The organism is Pseudomonas sp. SYWMCR5 (genome assembly GCF_057197165.1).
The window spans coordinates 342,097-359,852 of the sequence record NZ_JBXUNH010000003.1 but is presented as its reverse complement, the minus strand read 5'-3'; the positions used below and the strand labels follow the sequence as shown (position 1 = coordinate 359,852).

Here is a 17,756-nt window from a genome sequence, read left to right as displayed (position 1 = left end):
CGGCTTCGCCGGTGTTCGCGGGCAAGCCCGCTCCTACAAGGCCCGCGCCAACCTCCAGAACATAGAGAGACTGATATGCCTTTCATCACCCACATCAAGACCTTCGCCGCACTCGGTAGCGGCGTCATCGGCAGCGGCTGGGTCGCTCGCGCCCTGGCCCATGGCCTGGACGTGATCACCTGGGACCCGGCGCCCGGCGCCGAACAGGCCCTGCGCAAACGCATCGCCAACGCCTGGCCAGCCCTGGAAAAACAAGGCCTGGCACCCGGCGCCGCACAAGCGCGGCTGAAGTTCGTCGCCACCATCGAAGAGTGCGTGCGCGACGCCGATTTCATCCAGGAAAGCGCCCCCGAGCGCCTGGACCTCAAGCTCGACCTGCACGCCAAGATCAGCGCCGCGGCCAAGCCCGATGCGATCATCGGCTCCAGCACCTCGGGCCTGCTGCCCAGCGAATTCTACGAGTCGGCCACCCACCCCGAGCGCTGCGTGGTCGGCCACCCATTCAACCCGGTGTACCTGCTGCCGCTGGTGGAGATCGTCGGCGGCAAGCACACCGCGCCTGAAGCCATCGAAGCCGCAAAGACCATCTACACCGCGCTGGGCATGCGTCCGCTGCATGTGCGCAAGGAGGTCCCGGGCTTCATCGCCGACCGCCTGCTCGAAGCGTTGTGGCGCGAGGCCCTGCACCTGGTCAACGACGGGGTTGCCAGCACGGGCGAGATCGACGATGCGATTCGCTTTGGCGCGGGTCTGCGCTGGTCGTTCATGGGCACCTTCCTCACCTACACCCTGGCCGGTGGCGATGCCGGTATGCGTCACTTCATGTCGCAGTTCGGCCCGGCACTGAAGCTGCCCTGGACCTACCTGCCAGCACCAGAGCTGACCGACAAGCTGATCGACGACGTGGTCGACGGCACCTCCGAGCAACTGGGCGAACGCAGCATCGCGGCGCTGGAGCGCTATCGTGACGATACCCTGCTGGCGGTGCTGGACGCTGTGAAGAACAGCAAGGCCAAGCACGGCATGGCCTTTGGCGACTGAGGAGACTGCGATGCCCGCCCTGATCACCTACCGCACCCCGGTTCAACAGGACTGGGTCGATTACAACGGGCACCTGCGCGATGCCTTCTACCTGCTGATCTTCAGCTATGCCACCGATGCGCTGATGGAGCGCATCGGCCTGGACGCCGATAGCCGTGGCCAGAGCGGCAACTCGCTGTTCACCCTGGAGGCGCACATCAACTACCTGCACGAGGTGAAGCTCGGCACCGAAGTCTGGGTGCAGACGCAGATCATCGGCTTCGACAAGAAGCGCCTGCACCTGTACCACACGCTGCACCGTGCAGGCTTCGACGAAGCCCTGTCGGCCAGCGAGCAGATGCTGCTGCACGTGGACCTGGCAGGGCCGAAGTCGGCGCCATTCAGCGAGCGCAGTGCCGCGTTGCTGCAAGGGCTGGTGGATGAGCAGCAAGACCAGGCACCCGCCGAGTTCGTGGGCCGGGTGATCGGTTTGCCCGCACGATCCTGAGCCCGCCCAGGTCCTTGTAGGAGCGGGCTTGCCCGCGAACACGGGCTTAGCCCGTGCCAGGCAGCGCGGTGTCTTTTTCGCGGGCAAGCCCGCTCCCACAGAATGAAGTGCCCCCCCGAAAAAAACCCCGGAAGCCGTGAGCGTCCGGGGCTGAGAGCGAGCAACATCCACTGTGCGTGAAGTGAGGGTGACCAAACCCTCGGTGCCGTGAATGACTCCAGTGTGCTCACTTCCCTTCTGCCTGATTTAGCCGGGAACGACCTGTTCTTAGCCAAAGCGGCCATCGCGACGTTCTACCCTTGCGAGGTTGTCGTACTGGTCACAGAATCAGTCGTAAATCACGGCACCAGACAAGGACTACAACCATGATGCATGCGGATTTGATCGACCAGGACGACCTGCTGGGCCACCTGCGCGCACGCGGCTTCGACATTCCGGCCGGGGCCAGCGCCGAGCAGGCCTGCGAAGTAGTGGTGCGCGGGCTGACCGAGCCCAATGCCCGGGCGTTGAAGGGAATGGTGGAGCAGATGTACACCGGCAGCGCGACCATCCTCCCGGCGGTACGTCAGGCGATCGACAAGCAGCTGTTGCCGGCGTTGGCGCAGTTCAGTCAGCGCGCCTGATTCTGGATCTTTACTGAATTCTTCGCGGGCAAGCCCGCTCCTACAAGGCCGATACAGGTCCTGTGGGAGCGGGCTTGCCCGCGAAGAATTCAGCGCAGTCTCAAAGCCTCACACTGGCAAAGGTCGACTCGTTGCGCGCCTGGCTCAGGGCCGCCATCGGCCCGCTGTGCGGTGACAGCGCCATGGCCTGCGGAATCGGCATCATCGCCACCTGCTGCGCGGTATTGGAGCCCACACGCTCGTCACGCGGCGGAATACCGAAGTACTCGCGGTAGCACTTGGAGAAGTGCGGCGTCGACACGAACCCGCACACCGACGCCACCTCGATGATCGACATCGGCGTCTGCTTAAGCAGCTGCCGTGCCCGGATCAGCCGCAGCTTGAGGTAGTAGCGCGACGGCGAGCAGTGCAGGTACTTCTGGAACAGGCGCTCGAGCTGGCGCCGCGACACGTTGACGTACACCGCCAACTCGTCCAGGTCGATCGGCTCTTCGAGGTTGGCCTCCATCAGCGCGACGATTTCCTGCAGCTTCGGCTGGTTGGTGCCGAGCATGTGCTTGAGCGGCACGCGCTGGTGGTCCTGCTCATTGCGGATGCGCTCGTAGACGAACATCTCGGAGATGGCTGCCGACAGCTCACGACCATGATCGCGGCTGATCAGGTGCAGCATCATGTCCAGGGGCGCAGTGCCACCGGAGCTGGTGAAGCGGTTGCGGTCGAGGGTAAACAGGCGGGTGCTCATGTTGACCCGCGGGAAGGCTTCCTGCATCGCCGCCAGGCACTCCCAGTGCACGCTGCAGTCGAAGCCGTCGAGCAGGCCGGCACAGGCCAATGCCCAGCTGCCAGTGCACACCGCACCAAGCCTGCGCGACTGACGCGCCTGGGCCTGCAGCCAGGTGACATGTTCACGGGTCACGGTGCGCTGGATGCCAACGCCACCGCAGACGATCACAGTGTCCACCGGCGGTGCGCTGTGCATCGCCGCGTCCGGGGTGATCTGCAGGCCATCGCTGGCCCAGACCTGGCCGCCATCGACGGTCAGCGTATGCCAGCGGTACAGCTCGCGCCCCGACAGCTGGTTGGCCATGCGCAGCGGCTCGACCGCCGAGGCGAGCGAAATCAGGGTGAAGTTGTCCAGCAGGAGAAAGCCGATGGACTGGGGTGCTGTGCGGTTCTGGGTTGGGTTCCCGGAGGTGTACGACGTCATCGCGGTTTCTCCTCACACAATGCAGGGTGTGCCTCAGGCGGGCACCGTTTCTTGTAATGGCCCTGATTCGTATGCAGGGGCTTTGCCAATCTCAACGCAATCGCCGTGCCTGAAATTGAACGGCTATCCAAAAAAACCCAAAAACGACGTTGCCGCGCGAGTTGTAGGGCTTTTCCGAGAGCGCTGGACGATCATCGCAAACAGGCGTGCCAGCGCCTCTGCGTGTAACGGCTGAGCAGTTCGGTAGCACTTGTGGGAAGGCTGCCCAGAAGCGACATTCATAAGTGTCACCGACAATGACACCACTGGTAGCGACAGCCGACAGCCGGTCGGAACCGGCTGCTGCACAATAATGCGGCACAACCGCCGCAGGAGGGCCAGATCAGCGCATCAGCATTCGATGACGCTGACTGCCAACCCGCCGCGAGAAGTTTCCTTGTACTTGTCGTGCATGTCGGCGCCGGTGTCGCGCATGGTGCGGATCACCTGGTCGAGGGAGATGAAGTGCTCGCCGTCACCACGCAGGGCCATCTGTACGGCGTTGATCGCCTTCACCGCAGCGATGGCGTTACGTTCGATGCAAGGCACCTGGACCAGGCCTCCGACCGGATCGCAGGTCAGCCCGAGGTTGTGCTCCAGGGCGATTTCTGCAGCGTTTTCCAATTGTGCCGGCGTGGCCCCCAGCACTTCGGCCAGACCCGCTGCAGCCATGGCGCAGGCCGAGCCGACCTCGCCCTGACAGCCCACCTCGGCGCCGGAGATGGAAGCGTTCTTCTTGCACAGGATGCCTACCGCCGCTGCACCGAGGAAGAACTCCACCACATTGGACTCGTCCACCGCGTCGGAGAAGCGCATGTAGTAGTGCAACACCGCCGGGATGATGCCGGCCGCGCCGTTGGTGGGTGCGGTGACCATGCGCCCACCGGCGGCGTTTTCTTCGTTGACCGCCAAGGCGAACAGGTTCACCCACTCCATGGCACTCATGGTCGAGCCGATCACGTTGGGCTTGCCGATCTCCTGCAGGCTGCGGTGCAGCTTGGCTGCGCGGCGCCGCACATTGAGCCCGCCGGGCAAGATGCCTTCGTGCTTGAGGCCGTTGTTCACGCACTCCTGCATGGCGCCCCAGAGCTTGAGCAGACCGGCGCGAATCTCGGCTTCGCTGCGCCAGACCTTCTCGTTCTCCATCATCAATTGCGACACGCGCATGTCGTTTTGCTTGCACAGGCGCAGCAATTCGGCGGCGCTGTTGAAATCGTAGGGCAGCACCGTCTGGTCGGCGTCCAGTACGCCGCTCGCGGCCTGCGCGGCATCGACCACGAAGCCGCCCCCCACCGAGTAGTAAGTGTCGCGATGCAGCTCGCCCTCGGCACCTTCGGCCACCAGGGTCATGGCATTGGGGTGGTAGGGCAGGTTCTCGTCGAGCAGCAGCATGTCGCGGGCCCAGATGAATTCGATGGGCAGGCGGCTGTCGAGCTGCAATATGCCGGTTTCGCGCAGGTCGGCGATGCGTGGGGTGATCTGCGTCGGGTCGATTGCGTCGGGCCATTCGCCCATCAGCCCCATGATCGTGGCGTTGTCGGTGCCGTGACCGATGCCGGTGGCCGACAACGAGCCGTACAAACGCACCTCGATACGCCGAACCCGCTCCAGCTCACCGCGCTCGCGCAGGCCCTGGACGAACAGCGCTGCGGCGCGCATGGGGCCGACGGTGTGCGAGCTGGAAGGCCCGACGCCGATCTTGAACAGGTCGAACACGCTGATGGCCATTGTCGAATCACCTCTTGATGGGCTTGTCTCTGCGCGCCATGTGGCGGCGCAGCCAGCTGCTAGGCTGATAGCGGCGAGTTGCCGCGAATGCACGCATCATCGGGCTTTTACCCCACCCCTCGCCGTCTGCAACCGACGTACTTTTGTCCGGCAGCGCCCTGTTGCGACAGCCATCATTTCGCCGCTTTCAGGCGAACCGGTGACGCAAAGACACGGGCCGAGGTGTGGAAAAATCCGTAAGCGACATTGCCCGTACTGGATGCGACCTGTCCTGCACTGGTTACGACTCCACCAGTAGGCGATTGCCGAACGCTGGGGGATTATCGAAAGCGACTCGTATTGCACGGCCACGCAACCTGCCCTCTGCAGGCCAGATCGATCGACGCCCCAGAATGCGACGACGATTACGCGAACCCGAAGAAAAAATCACAGGAGTCCACCCATGAAAGGTTCACCCTCGCTGTTGTTGGTTGCGTTGCTCGCAGCACCTGTGTTCGCCCAAGCGGCCGAACCCGAACAGTGTCAAACGGTTCGCTTCTCCGATGTCGGCTGGACCGACATCACCGTGACCACGGCAACCACCAGCGTTGTCCTCGAAGCGCTGGGCTACAAGACCCACACCACCATGATCTCGGTGCCGGTGACCTACAAGTCGCTGGCCACCGGCAAGGACCTCGACGTTTTCCTCGGCAACTGGATGCCGACCATGGAAAACGACATCAAGCAGTACCGCGACGCTGGCACCGTCGAGACGGTCCGCGCCAACCTGGAAAACGCCAAGTACACCCTGGCAGTGCCCCAGGCGCTGTATGACAAGGGTCTGAAGGATTTCAGCGACATTCCCAAGTTCAAGAAGGAACTGGACGGCAAGATCTACGGCATCGAACCGGGCAACGATGGCAACCGCACCATCCAGAGCATGATCGACAAGAACGCCTTCGGCCTGAAGGACGCCGGCTTCAAGATCGTGCAGTCGAGCGAGGCCGGCATGCTGTCGCAGGTCGATCGGGCGCAGAAGCGCGGCGAGGCCATAGTGTTCCTGGGCTGGGAACCGCACCCGATGAACACCCGCTTCAAGATGCAGTACCTGACCGGGGGTGATGAGTTCTTCGGTCCAGAATTCGGCAAGGCCACCGTACTGACCAACACCCGCAAGGGTTATGCGCAGGAATGCAGCAACGTCGGCCAGCTGCTGAAGAACCTGGTGTTCGAGCTCAAGGATGAAAGCACCATGATGGGCTATGTCCTGGACGACAAGATGAAGCCCGAGGCGGCCGCCAAGAAGTGGCTCAAGGACAACCCCGGCAAGCTGGAGACCTGGCTGGCCGGCGTCACCACCGTGGATGGCAAACCAGGCCTGGAGGCAGCCAAGGCCAAGTTGACGCAGTAGCTGTCGGCTCTGGATGAAAAGTCTTGAGACGAAGGTCAGGCAAGGCGAAAACAGCCGAGGAACGGCCGGGGTCGCGCTCGACTTTACGGGTTTCAAATGGGTACTCCGAGGCTGTTTTCAACGCAGCATCACCGAGTATCAAGGCTTTCCATCCAGAGCCTAGGCACTACCTCGGGGTGGGACCGTGCTCACCCCGGACTGATTTCAATCATTGCAGGTGGAAGCTCGCTATCATGCTTATCGATCAAAAAATACCTCTGGGGCAGTACATCGCCTCATTTGTCGAATGGTTGACCCAGAACGGCGCCAACTACTTCGACGCTATCGCCCAAGGCCTGGAGTTCATGATCCATGGCGTCACCAGTGCCCTGACCTGGTTCAACCCCTTCGTTCTCGTCGCCCTGTTCGCCGCCCTCGCGCACCTGATCCAGCGCAAGTGGGCGCTGACCGTCTTCGTCGCCCTGTCGTTCCTGTTGATCCTCAACCTCGGCTACTGGCAGGAAACCATGGAAACCCTGGCGCAAGTGAGCTTCGCCACGGTGGTCTGCGTGGCCATCGGTGTGCCGCTGGGCATCATTGCCGCGCACAAGCCGATGTTCTATACCGCTATGCGTCCGGTGCTCGACCTGATGCAGACCGTCCCCACCTTCGTCTACCTGATCCCGACCCTCACCCTGTTCGGGCTGGGCGTGGTTCCGGGGCTGATCTCCACCGTAGTGTTCGCCATCGCGGCCCCTATCCGCCTCACCTACCTGGGCATCTGTGATGTGCCCCAGGAGCTGATGGACGCCGGCAAGGCCTTCGGCTGCTCGCGTCGCCAACTGCTGACGCGCATCGAACTGCCGCACGCCATGCCGAGCATCGCCGCAGGCGTTACCCAATGCATCATGCTGTCGCTGTCGATGGTGGTGATCGCCGCCCTGGTCGGCGCCGATGGCCTGGGCAAACCGGTGGTCAACGCCCTCAATACCGCCGACATTTCGCTCGGCTTCGAAGCGGGCCTTGCGATCGTGTTGCTGGCGATCATGCTCGACCGTATCTGCAAGCAACCGGAACTGCCGGCAAGGAGTGAAGCATGAGCATCATTCGCTTCGAAGATGTCGACGTCATCTTCTCCAGCAAGCCGCGCGAAGCGCTGTCGCTGCTCGACCAGGGCAAGACCCGCGAGCAGATCCTCAAGCAGACCGGCCTGGTGGTCGGCGTCGAAAAGGCCAACCTGGACATCGAGAAAGGCGAGATCTGCGTGCTGATGGGCCTGTCGGGCTCGGGCAAGTCGAGCCTGCTGCGCTGCATCAACGGCCTGAACACCGTCAGCCGCGGCAAGCTGTTCGTCGAGCACGAAGGCAAGCATATCGACATCGCTCACTGCTCCCCGGCAGAGCTGAAGATGATGCGCACCAAGCGCATCGCCATGGTGTTCCAGAAGTTCGCCCTGATGCCATGGCTGACCGTGCGCGAGAACATCAGCTTCGGCCTGGAAATGCAGGGTCGCCCCGAGAAGGAGCGGCGCAAGCTGGTGGACGAGAAGCTCGAGCTGGTGGGCCTGACCCAGTGGCGCAACAAGAAGCCGGACGAGCTGTCCGGTGGCATGCAGCAACGCGTGGGCCTGGCCCGGGCGCTGGCGATGGACGCCGACATCCTGCTGATGGACGAACCCTTCTCCGCGCTGGACCCCCTGATCCGCCAGGGCCTGCAGGACGAGCTGCTGGAGCTGCAGCGCAAGCTGAGCAAGACCATCGTCTTCGTCAGCCACGACCTGGACGAGGCCCTGAAGCTGGGTAGCCGCATTGCGATCATGAAGGATGGCCGGATCATCCAGTACAGCAAGCCGGAAGAGATCGTGCTGAACCCGGCCGACGAATACGTGCGCACCTTCGTCGCCCACACCAACCCGCTCAACGTCCTGTGCGGCCGCAGCCTGATGCGCAGCCTGGACAACTGCAAGCGGATCAACGGATCGGTGTGCCTGGACCCGGGTGGCGACTCGTGGCTGGACCTGGGCGAAGGCGGCTCGATCAAGCGCGCGCGTCAGGGGCAGAATGGGCTGGACCTGCAGAACTGGGTGCCGGGGCAGGATGTGGAAAGCCTGGGCCGTCTGCCAACGCTGGTGCACGCCGACATCGGCATGCGCGAGGCGCTGCAGATTCGTTATCAGACCGGCAACAAGCTGGTGCTGCAGGAGAACGACAAGGTGGTCGGGATTCTGGGCGACAGCGAGCTGTATCACGCGTTGCTGGGCAAGAATCACGGCTGAAACCATCGCGGGGCAAGCCCGCTCCTACAAAATACTACGCGGCCTTTGTAGGAGCGGGCTTGCCCCGCGATTGGGCCGCATAGCGGCCCCCTTCACTGATTCAGCGCACCACGATCCCGCGCGACGCCATGTAGGCCTTCGCCTCTGGCACCGTGTACTCACCGAAGTGGAAGATGCTCGCCGCCAGTACCGCACTGGCATGCCCTTCCAGAATCCCGTCGGCCAGGTGCTGCAGGTTGCCCACGCCACCGGAGGCAATCACCGGAATCCCCAGCGCGTCGCTGATGGCACGGGTCACGCCCAGGTCGAAGCCATTCTTCATACCGTCCTGGTCCATGCTGGTCAGCAGGATCTCGCCGGCGCCCAAACCTTCCATCTTCTTCGCCCACTCCACCGCATCCAGGCCGGTAGGCTTGCGCCCGCCATGGGTGAAGATTTCCCAGCGCGGCGTTTCGCCTGGGCCAGAAACCTTCTTGGCGTCGATGGCCACGACGATGCACTGCGAACCGAAACGGTCGGCAGCTTCGCCAACGAACTCCGGGTTGAACACCGCGGCGGTGTTGATCGAGACCTTGTCGGCACCAGCGTTGAGCAGGTTGCGGATATCCTGCACGGTACGCACGCCACCCCCGACGGTCAGCGGGATGAACACCTGGCTGGCCATGCGCTCGACGGTATGCAGGGTGGTATCACGGCCATCGACACTGGCGGTGATGTCCAGGAAGGTGATCTCGTCGGCGCCCTGCTCGTTGTAGCGACGGGCGATTTCCACCGGATCACCCGCATCACGGATGTTCTCGAACTTGACGCCCTTGACCACCCGGCCGTTGTCCACGTCCAGGCAAGGGATGATGCGCTTGGCCAGTGCCATGGTTCAGTCCTCAGCCTTGGTAGTTGTCGCAGAAGGCCTGGGCCTCGGCGACATCGAGGGTGCCTTCGTAGATGGCACGCCCGGTAATGGCGCCGATGATGCCCGGGGCCTTGGCGTCCAGCAGGGCCTTGATGTCACCCAGGTTGTGAATGCCGCCCGAGGCGATCACCGGGATCGAGGTGGCTTCGGCCAGGGCCTTGGTGAAGGGCACGTTGCAGCCCTGCATCATGCCGTCCTTGGCGATGTCGGTGTAGACGATCGCCGAGACGCCGTCGGCCTCGAAACGCTTGGCCAGGTCGATGACCTGCACCGAGCTCACTTCGGCCCAGCCGTCGGTGGCGACGAAGCCGTCCTTCGCGTCCAGGCCGACGATGACCTTGCCCGGGAACGCCTTGCAGGCCTCGGCGACGAACTCAGGCTGCTTGACCGCCTTGGTGCCGATGATCACGTAGCTGACACCAGCCTTGACATAGTGCTCGATGGTTTCCAGCGAACGGATGCCGCCGCCGATCTGGATCGGCAGGTTCGGGTAGCGCTTGGCGATGGCGGTGACCACTTCGCCGTTGACCGGCTGGCCCTCGAAGGCGCCATTGAGGTCGACCAGGTGCAGGCGGCGGCAGCCACCCTCCACCCACTTGGCAGCCATGCTCACCGGATCGTCGGAGAATACCGTCGAGTCTTCCATGCGGCCCTGGCGCAGGCGCACGCAGGCACCGTCCTTCAGATCGATAGCGGGGATAATCAGCATCTTGGAAACCTGTTCTAATCGGTGGAGTTCAGGGCTTCTCGAGCGCCCACAGGTCGCTTTCGATGCTCTCGAACCGCTCCTTGAGGTGCAGTTGAACATCGGCAATCGCCCTGTTGTAGTAATGCGGTGCAATTTCCTTGCTGAACAACTCGAGGACCTCGGCCACCTCGAACGAACCGAGCGTCAGCTCGAAGCGCTCTTCAAGGAAGCGCTTGAGCACATCGAGCGCCTCGCGCTCCTGCTCGGGGGCCAGGGTGATGGCCGGGGCCTTGGTCTTCGACCTGCTCATTTACCAGCGCCCGTCCCAGGCGACGAAGTTCTGCAGCAGCTGCAGGCCGTGCGTGTGGCTCTTTTCCGGGTGGAATTGCACGGCGAAGCGCGAGCCGTCAGCCAGCGCAGCGGCGAAGTCGACGCCATAGTGGCCACGACCGACCACCTGGCCCGGCTTGCCGGCATTGATGTAGTAGCTGTGCACGAAATAGAAACGCGCGCGGTCCGGGATGTCGTGCCACAGCGGGTGGTCGATGGACTGGCTGACTTCGTTCCAGCCCATGTGCGGCACCTTCAGGTGCTCGCCGTCTTCCTCCAGGCCTTTGCCGAAGAAGCGCACCTGGCCGGGGAACAGGCCGATGCAGTCGACGCCTTCGTTCTCCTCGCTGTGCTCGAGCAGCGCCTGCATGCCGACGCAGATGCCGAGGAAGGGGCGGTCCTGGCTGACTTCACGCACCAGGCTGTCGAAGCCCAGGCGACGGATCTCGGCCATGCAGTCGCGGATCGCGCCGACGCCTGGAAACACCACGCGATCGGCTTCGCGGATCACCGCAGCGTCGCTGGTGACCAGCACCTTGCCAGCGCCCACATGCTCGAGGGCCTTGGCCACCGAGTGCAGGTTGCCCATGCCATAGTCGATGACGGCGACAGTCTGCATCACAGGCATCCCTTGGTCGACGGCATCTGGCCGGCCATGCGCTCATCGAGCGTCACGGCCATGCGCAGGGCGCGGCCGAAGGCCTTGAACACGGTTTCGATCTGGTGGTGGGTGTTGTGACCGCGAATCGTGTCGATGTGCAGGGTCACCAGGGCGTGATTGACGAAGCCCTGGAAGAACTCCTGGAACAGATCGACGTCGAAACCGCCCACCGAGGCGCGGGTGAACGGCACATGCATCTGCAGGCCGGGACGGCCGGAGAAGTCGATGACCACGCGCGACAGCGCTTCGTCCAGCGGCACGTAGGCGTGGCCGTAGCGGAAGATACCCTTCTTGTCGCCGATGGCCTTGGCGAAGGCCTGGCCGAGGGTAATACCGACGTCCTCGACGGTATGGTGATCGTCGATATGCAGGTCGCCCTTGCATTCGATGTCCAGATCGATCAGCCCGTGCCGGGCGATCTGGTCGAGCATGTGTTCAAGGAAAGGCACACCGATATCGAATCGGGCCTTGCCGGTGCCATCCAGGTTGATCGAGGCCTTGACCTGGGTTTCCAGGGTATTGCGCTCGACGGAAGCCTTACGTTCGACCATCACCAGCTCCGCAAAATCATTGGGCGAAAAGGGCTCCATTATAGGCCCAGAATGCGCCGGCTTGAAACGCGGATGACGTGTGGCAGCACAAAGCACTCGCGGGCAAGCTCGCTCCCACAGGGTCCTTTTGCCCTTGTGGGAGCGAGCTTGCCCGCGAAAGGGCCCTTTCAGGCCCGGCAAATCAGTGCATCAGTGGAACAGCACTGCCGTCTTCTGCAGAGTGATCCACACGCCCCAGGCCAGCGGAATCACCACCACGGCCCAGGCCAGCAGCACCAGCGGCAGGCTGCCCGGAGCGGCATGCCACTCCAGCGCCTGCGCGCCATCGGCGCCCTTGTCGTGGCTCAGCGCGCGCTCGGCAGCGAGCTCGGCGTCGGTCATGAAGTACTTGTCGGCCACCGGGCGCACCAGCAGGTTGCAGATGAAGCCCAGCACCAGCAGGCCGGCGAGGATGTACAGGGTCATGTCGTAGGCTGCCGCGCGCGGCACACCTGCCGCCAGCTGCGATTCGCGCAGGTAGGTGATCAACACCGGGCCCAGCACGCCGGCCGCAGCCCAGGCGGTCAGCAGGCGACCGTGGATGGCGCCGACCATCTGCGTGCCGAACAGGTCGGCCAGGTAGGCTGGAACGGTGGCGAAACCGCCGCCGTACATCGACAGGATGATGCAGAACGCCGCCACGAACAGCGCCACGTTGCCGATATGGCCCATGTTCGGCACCAGGGTGTAGAGGCCCACACCGATGGCGAAGAAGGCGAAGTAGGTGTTCTTGCGCCCGATATAGTCGGAGAACGACGCCCAGAAGAAACGCCCGCCGATGTTGAACAGGCTGAGCAGGCCGGTGAAGCCGGCAGCGATGGCAGCGATCTGCGCCAGTTGCGCGGCGTTCAGCTCGCTGAAGCTCAGGTCGTTGCCCAGCAGCTTGCCGCCGAACACTTCCTGCAGCAGCGGCGAGGCCATGCCGAGGATGCCGATACCGGCCGAGACGTTCAGGCACAGGACCAGCCAGACCAGCGCAAACTGCGGGGTCTTCCAGGCTACGCTGACGTGCACGTGGCGGTCGGTGACCATGGCGTTGGCCTTCTTCGCCGGCGGCGTCCAGCCTTCAGGCTTCCAGCCGGTCGGCGGCACGCGGTACGCCAGGGCGCCAGCGGTCATGAACACGAAGTAGATGGCCGCCATGGCGACGAAGCTCTGCCATACGCCGACTTCCTGGCCGTTGGCGAAGTGCCCCATCAGCGCAGTGGCCAGCGGTGCACCGACCATGGCGCCGCCGCCGAAGCCCATGATCGCCATGCCAGTGGCCATGCCGCGCTTGTCCGGGAACCACTTGATCAGCGTGGAGACCGGCGAGATATAGCCCAGCCCCAGGCCGATGCCGCCGATCACACCCGAACCCAGCCACATCAGCCACAGCTGATGGGTCTTCACCCCGATTGCCGAGATCAGCAGGCCACCGCACCAGCACAGCGCCGATACCAGGCCGGCCTTGCGCGGGCCGGCGTGTTCCAGCCAGCCACCCAGCACGGCGGCCGAACAGCCGAGGAAGACGAAGAACAGGGTGTAGATCCAGCTGAGCATCGAGATCTGCCAGTCGCAGTCGGCGCTGAACAGGCGGGCGATGAAGCCCATGTCAGGCGAGCAAGCGACCGGTGCGGTGATGCCGATGGCCTGGGACAGGGGCAGCCAGAACACCGAGAAGCCATAGGCCATGCCGATGCACAGGTGAATGGCCAGGGCGGCCGGTGGAACCAACCAGCGATTGAACCCCGGCCGGGCGATGATGCGCTCCTTGGACAGGAAGCCCGGCGCGCTCGCCGCTGCTCCTGCCGTAATGCTGCTATTCATGGATTCGATCCTTTTATAGGTAGACTGCGCTTTCGGACCGGATCCTTGGCTTTTTCGCGGCACACAAGGCGAAATTGGCACCGTTTTCGGCGTCGTTGCCCCGCGACAATAGGTCGCGGTCACTCCGGAAGCTGCGCAAGGTTACCAGCATAAGATGACGGTGAGATCAATCTGACATCGTTATTTTTCATAAAACTGAACCGGTACAGGTCGGATGCGCAACCGTTTGCGATCTGCAGCGACCTTTTCGTAGGCTTCCATGGGAGCGGGCTTGCCCGCGAATGAGGCCAAAGCAGACCCAAGCGTGGAACTGCCCTGACCATAACTGTCGAAGCGATACTCAGAAGCGATGGTCACGGCGCTATACTCTGCCGCTTGAATTCACCTATCGGACTACAAGGACTCGCCCATGAAAGCGTTCGGCAAATTCCTGGGGCTGGGACTTCTCGGGTTGTTGCTGATCATCGTGGCGCTGGGCTTCGCCCTGACCCACCTCTTCGATCCCAACGACTACAAAGACGAAATCCGCCAGCTGGCCCGCAACAAGGCCCACGTCGAGCTCACCCTCAACGGTGACATCGGTTGGAGCCTGTTCCCATGGCTGGGCCTGGAACTGCACGAGGCGAGCATCGCCACGCTGAACAACCCCAAGCAGCCGTTCGCCGACCTGCAGATGCTCGGCCTGTCGGTGCGCGTACTGCCGCTGCTGCGCCGCGAGGTGCAGATGAGCGATGTGCGCATCGAGGGCTTGAACCTTACGCTGCTGCGCGACGAACACGGTCATGGCAACTGGGAGGATATCGGCAAGCCGCTCCCCGACCCGAACGCCAGCCCTGATGCGCCGCCCCCGGCTGCCGATGGCACCCCGACAGCGACCCAAGCGCAAGCCAGCAACGAACGCACGGTGAAACTGGACATCGACAGCCTGACCGTCAACAACGCTCGGGTGCAGTTCACCGACGAGCAGAGCGGCAAAAGCTATGGCGCCGAAAGCATCCAGTTGAGCAGCGGCCCCATCCACGACGGGGTCAACACCCCGATCAAGGCCAGCGCCTTCCTCAGCGCCAGTGAGCCGAACATCAAGGCCCGTACCGAACTGGTCGGCGATCTGCGCTTCGACCGCAAGCTCAAGCGCTACAGCCTCGAAGACATGCGCCTGTCCGGCGAAACCTCGGGCGAGCCGACCGCTGGCAAGACCGTGACCTTCGCCGCCCAAGGCCAGGTGCTGGTCGACCTGGGCGCCAACGTCGCGTCCTGGAGCGGCCTGAAGGTCTCGGCCAACCAGCTGCGCGCCCTCGGCGAGCTGAGCCTGCGCGACCTGGACAAGGCACCACAACTCAGCGGCGGGCTGTCCATCGCCCAGTTCGACCTGCGCACCTTCCTCGACGGCATCGGCCATCCGCTGCCGGCAACCGCCGACCCGACCGCCTTCGCCAAGCTGGAATTGGTCGGCCGCCTGCAAGGCACCCAGAACTCCATCGCCATGGAAGACCTGGCGGTGAAACTCGACCAGAGCACCTTCACCGGCCGCGTCGCCGTCGAAGACTTCGCCAAGCAAGCCTTGCGCCTCCAGCTCAAGGGCGACACGCTCAACGCCGATCGCTACCTGCCGGCCAAGAGCGAAGAAGCCAAGGGTGCCAAGGCCGCACGCCAGGCCGAGGTCAAGCAGCAGGAGGCCAGTGCGATCGCAGGTGCCGGTACCTCGCCACTGCCCAGCGCCCCCACTCAAGTAGCCTGGAGCACCGACAAGCTGCTGCCGGTCGATCGCCTGCGCGCCCTCGACCTGCAGGCCGACCTGTCGTTCGGCACCCTGACCCTCGACAAGCTGCCGATCACCGATGCACAGCTCAAGGCCAACGGCCAAGGCGGCCTGGTCACCCTGGAGACCCTGCGCGGCGGCCTGTACAACGGCACCTTCGAGGCCAAGGGTACGGTCGATGTGCGCCCTGCCGTGCCGCAACTGGGGGTGAACACCCGCATCAACCGGGTGCCGGTCGAGCACTTCATCAAGCGTGAAAGCCCCGATCAGGCGCCGCCGGTCAAAGGCCTGCTGACCTTGTCCAGCGACCTGACCGCCACCGGCAACAGCCAGAAGGCCCTGATCGACACGCTCAACGGCAACGCCAGCTTCACCATCAACGACGGTGTGCTGGTCAACGCCAACCTCGAACAGCAGTTGTGCCAGGCCATCGCCACCCTCAACCGCAAGCAGCTCAGCGGCGAGCCACGGGCCAAGGACACGCCCTTCCAGGAGCTGCGCGGCACGCTGGTGGTGCGCAATGGCGTGGCCAGCAACCCCGACCTCAAGGTGCGCATCCCGGGCCTGACCGTGAACGGACAGGGCGATCTGGACCTGCGCGTGCTGGGCATGGACTACGGCGTCGGCGTGATGGTCGAAGGCGACCAGCGCGCGATGCCCGACCCGGCCTGCCAGGTCAATGAGCGCTATGTCGGCGTCGAAGTGCCGCTGCGCTGCCGCGGCCCGCTCGAGCTGGGGGCCAAGGCCTGCCGCCTGGACCAGGACGGCCTGGGCAAGGTTGCCGCAAAACTTGCCGGCAACCGCCTGAAAGACAAGATCGACGAAAAGCTCGATGAAAAACTCGGCGACAAGGTGAGCCCAGAATTGAAAGATGCGCTCAAGGGGCTGTTCAAACGATGAGCCCCCAGCAGTTCTCCAGCGCCGTGCTGACGTGGTTCGATCAGCACGGCCGCCACGACCTGCCCTGGCAACAGGGCATCACTCCCTACCGGGTGTGGGTGTCGGAAATCATGTTGCAGCAGACCCAGGTCAGTACCGTGCTCAACTACTTCGACCGCTTCATGCAGGCCCTGCCCACCGTGCAGGCCCTGGCCGAAGCGCCGGAGGACGAGGTACTGCACCTGTGGACGGGCCTGGGCTACTACACTCGCGCGCGCAACCTGCAGAAGGCGGCGAAGATCGTCGTCGCCCAGCATGACGGCGAGTTCCCACGCAGCGTCGAGGCGCTGACCGAGCTGCCCGGTATCGGCCGCTCCACCGCAGGCGCCATCGCCAGCATCAGCATGGGCATCCGAGCGCCGATCCTCGACGGCAACGTCAAGCGCGTCCTGGCGCGCTTCACCGCCCAGGCCGGTTACCCCGGCGAGCCCAAGGTGGCCAATGCGCTGTGGGCCGCAGCCGAGCGCTTCACCCCCATGACCCGGGTCAACCACTACACCCAGGCGATGATGGACCTGGGCGCCACGCTGTGCACCCGCAGCAAGCCCAGTTGTCTGATCTGCCCGCTGCAACAGGGCTGCGAGGCGCACCTGCTCGGCGACGAGAAACGCTACCCAGAACCCAAGCCGCGCAAGGCCCTGCCCCAGCGCAAGACGCTGATGCCGCTGCTGACCAACAACGAAGGCGCCATCCTGCTCTACCGCCGCCCCTCCAGCGGTCTGTGGGGTGGCCTGTGGAGCCTGCCGGAGCTCGACAGCCTGGCGCAGCTCGACGACCTCGCCTACCAGCACGGCCTGCGCATGACCCAAAGCCAGGCGCTGCAAGGCCTGACTCACACCTTCAGCCACTTTCAGCTGGCGATCGAGCCGTGGCTGGTGCGTGTCGACCCGCTCGGCTCGCACGTGGCCGAGCCCGACTGGCTCTGGTATAACCTCGCCACCCCGCCGCGCCTGGGCCTCGCAGCCCCGGTCAAGAAGCTGCTCGCACGCGTGGCCGACGAATTGACTGCAGGAGACCCCCGATGACCCGCACCGTGAAGTGCCGCAAGTACAACGAAGAACTGCCAGGCCTGCCACGCCCGCCCTACCCCGGTGCCAAGGGCCAGGACATCTACGAGCACATCTCGCAGAAGGCCTGGGATGAGTGGCAGAAGCACCAGACCATGCTGATCAACGAGAAACGCCTGAACATGATGAATGGCGAAGACCGCAAATTCCTACAGGCGGAAATGGACAAGTTCTTCGCCGGCGAGGAATACGCCCAGGCCGAAGGCTACGTTCCACCCAGCGAGTGAACCCGAT

Annotated in this window: 17 protein-coding genes; 9 read left to right on the top strand and 8 right to left on the bottom strand. The window is 63.9% G+C overall.

Translation table 11 applies throughout. The features are described 5' to 3' along the window. The first annotated feature begins 75 nt into the window (after positions 1 to 75). The 3 genes from AC2CGW_RS12115 to AC2CGW_RS12105 all read left to right on the top strand — a co-directional run bounded on the left by AC2CGW_RS12115 (position 76) and on the right by AC2CGW_RS12105 (position 2,151). Complete coding sequence (locus AC2CGW_RS12115; protein ID WP_484574083.1) at positions 76 to 1,041, top strand: L-carnitine dehydrogenase; 966 nt, start codon at positions 76 to 78, stop codon at positions 1,039 to 1,041. A gap of 10 nt (positions 1,042 to 1,051) precedes the next feature. Beyond that, positions 1,052 to 1,528 (top strand): thioesterase family protein, encoded by a 477-nt coding sequence (locus AC2CGW_RS12110; protein WP_186710236.1) that lies wholly within the window; start codon positions 1,052 to 1,054, stop codon positions 1,526 to 1,528. 365 nt (positions 1,529 to 1,893) lie between these two features. Continuing rightward, complete coding sequence (locus AC2CGW_RS12105) at positions 1,894 to 2,151, top strand: hypothetical protein (protein WP_054891717.1); 258 nt, start codon at positions 1,894 to 1,896, stop codon at positions 2,149 to 2,151. 100 nt (positions 2,152 to 2,251) lie between these two features. Here AC2CGW_RS12105 and gbdR read toward each other — a convergent pair whose 3' ends face one another. Both gbdR and AC2CGW_RS12095 read right to left on the bottom strand, forming a co-directional pair. After that, positions 2,252 to 3,358, bottom strand: coding sequence for a choline metabolism transcriptional regulator GbdR (gene gbdR, locus AC2CGW_RS12100; protein ID WP_054891716.1), 1,107 nt, complete (start codon positions 3,356 to 3,358; stop codon positions 2,252 to 2,254). Positions 3,359 to 3,748: 390 nt separating this feature from the next. Further along, positions 3,749 to 5,125, bottom strand: coding sequence for an L-serine ammonia-lyase (locus tag AC2CGW_RS12095; RefSeq protein ID WP_186667457.1), 1,377 nt, complete (start codon positions 5,123 to 5,125; stop codon positions 3,749 to 3,751). 442 nt (positions 5,126 to 5,567) lie between these two features. Here AC2CGW_RS12095 and AC2CGW_RS12090 point away from each other — a divergent pair, with 442 nt between their 5' ends. The 3 genes from AC2CGW_RS12090 (at position 5,568) to choV (ending at position 8,769) form a co-directional block, all read left to right on the top strand. Beyond that, positions 5,568 to 6,515 carry a choline ABC transporter substrate-binding protein gene (locus tag AC2CGW_RS12090; RefSeq protein ID WP_151925524.1) on the top strand — a complete coding sequence of 316 codons (948 nt, stop codon included), beginning with the start codon at positions 5,568 to 5,570 and terminating at the stop codon, positions 6,513 to 6,515. Positions 6,516 to 6,745: 230 nt separating this feature from the next. Beyond that, a complete protein-coding gene (gene choW, locus AC2CGW_RS12085; RefSeq protein WP_186667578.1) occupies positions 6,746 to 7,594 on the top strand; it encodes a choline ABC transporter permease subunit in 849 nt (282 codons plus the stop codon). Further along, the gene (choV, locus tag AC2CGW_RS12080) at positions 7,591 to 8,769 is read left to right on the top strand and encodes a choline ABC transporter ATP-binding protein (RefSeq protein WP_186667456.1); all 1,179 of its coding nucleotides are present in this window, start codon (positions 7,591 to 7,593) and stop codon (positions 8,767 to 8,769) included. The genes choW and choV overlap by 4 nt, the downstream gene beginning before the upstream one ends. A 100-nt stretch (positions 8,770 to 8,869) precedes the next feature. Here the strand turns inward: choV and hisF are convergent, their stop codons facing one another. From hisF to AC2CGW_RS12050, 6 genes are all read right to left on the bottom strand, one after another. Further along, positions 8,870 to 9,640 carry an imidazole glycerol phosphate synthase subunit HisF gene (gene hisF, locus AC2CGW_RS12075; RefSeq protein ID WP_008091498.1) on the bottom strand — a complete coding sequence of 257 codons (771 nt, stop codon included), beginning with the start codon at positions 9,638 to 9,640 and terminating at the stop codon, positions 8,870 to 8,872. A 10-nt stretch (positions 9,641 to 9,650) separates the two neighbouring features. Beyond that, positions 9,651 to 10,388, bottom strand: a complete 738-nt coding sequence (hisA, locus tag AC2CGW_RS12070; RefSeq protein WP_023382794.1) for a 1-(5-phosphoribosyl)-5-[(5-phosphoribosylamino)methylideneamino]imidazole-4-carboxamide isomerase — start codon at positions 10,386 to 10,388, stop codon at positions 9,651 to 9,653. A 28-nt stretch (positions 10,389 to 10,416) separates the two neighbouring features. After that, positions 10,417 to 10,677, bottom strand: a complete 261-nt coding sequence (locus AC2CGW_RS12065; protein WP_288375824.1) for a DUF2164 domain-containing protein — start codon at positions 10,675 to 10,677, stop codon at positions 10,417 to 10,419. After that, positions 10,678 to 11,316: an imidazole glycerol phosphate synthase subunit HisH gene (hisH, locus tag AC2CGW_RS12060; protein WP_186720176.1), complete on the bottom strand. Its 639-nt coding sequence runs from the start codon at positions 11,314 to 11,316 to the stop codon at positions 10,678 to 10,680. Continuing rightward, positions 11,316 to 11,909, bottom strand: coding sequence for an imidazoleglycerol-phosphate dehydratase HisB (hisB, locus tag AC2CGW_RS12055; RefSeq protein ID WP_054891708.1), 594 nt, complete (start codon positions 11,907 to 11,909; stop codon positions 11,316 to 11,318). The genes hisH and hisB overlap by 1 nt, the downstream gene beginning before the upstream one ends. A 189-nt stretch (positions 11,910 to 12,098) precedes the next feature. Then, positions 12,099 to 13,757 carry an OFA family MFS transporter gene (locus tag AC2CGW_RS12050; RefSeq protein WP_186667453.1) on the bottom strand — a complete coding sequence of 553 codons (1,659 nt, stop codon included), beginning with the start codon at positions 13,755 to 13,757 and terminating at the stop codon, positions 12,099 to 12,101. Between the two features lie 409 nt (positions 13,758 to 14,166). On the opposite strand from AC2CGW_RS12050, the gene AC2CGW_RS12045 reads away from it, so the two are divergent. From AC2CGW_RS12045 to AC2CGW_RS12035, 3 genes are read left to right on the top strand one after another with little or no spacing between them, the layout of a single operon-like run. After that, complete coding sequence (locus tag AC2CGW_RS12045) at positions 14,167 to 16,416, top strand: AsmA family protein (protein ID WP_186710234.1); 2,250 nt, start codon at positions 14,167 to 14,169, stop codon at positions 16,414 to 16,416. Continuing rightward, positions 16,413 to 17,480: an A/G-specific adenine glycosylase gene (mutY, locus tag AC2CGW_RS12040; RefSeq protein ID WP_186710232.1), complete on the top strand. Its 1,068-nt coding sequence runs from the start codon at positions 16,413 to 16,415 to the stop codon at positions 17,478 to 17,480. The genes AC2CGW_RS12045 and mutY overlap by 4 nt, the downstream gene beginning before the upstream one ends. Continuing rightward, the gene (locus AC2CGW_RS12035; protein ID WP_125930973.1) at positions 17,477 to 17,749 is read left to right on the top strand and encodes an oxidative damage protection protein; all 273 of its coding nucleotides are present in this window, start codon (positions 17,477 to 17,479) and stop codon (positions 17,747 to 17,749) included. The genes mutY and AC2CGW_RS12035 overlap by 4 nt, the downstream gene beginning before the upstream one ends. The last annotated feature ends 7 nt before the right edge of the window (positions 17,750 to 17,756 follow it).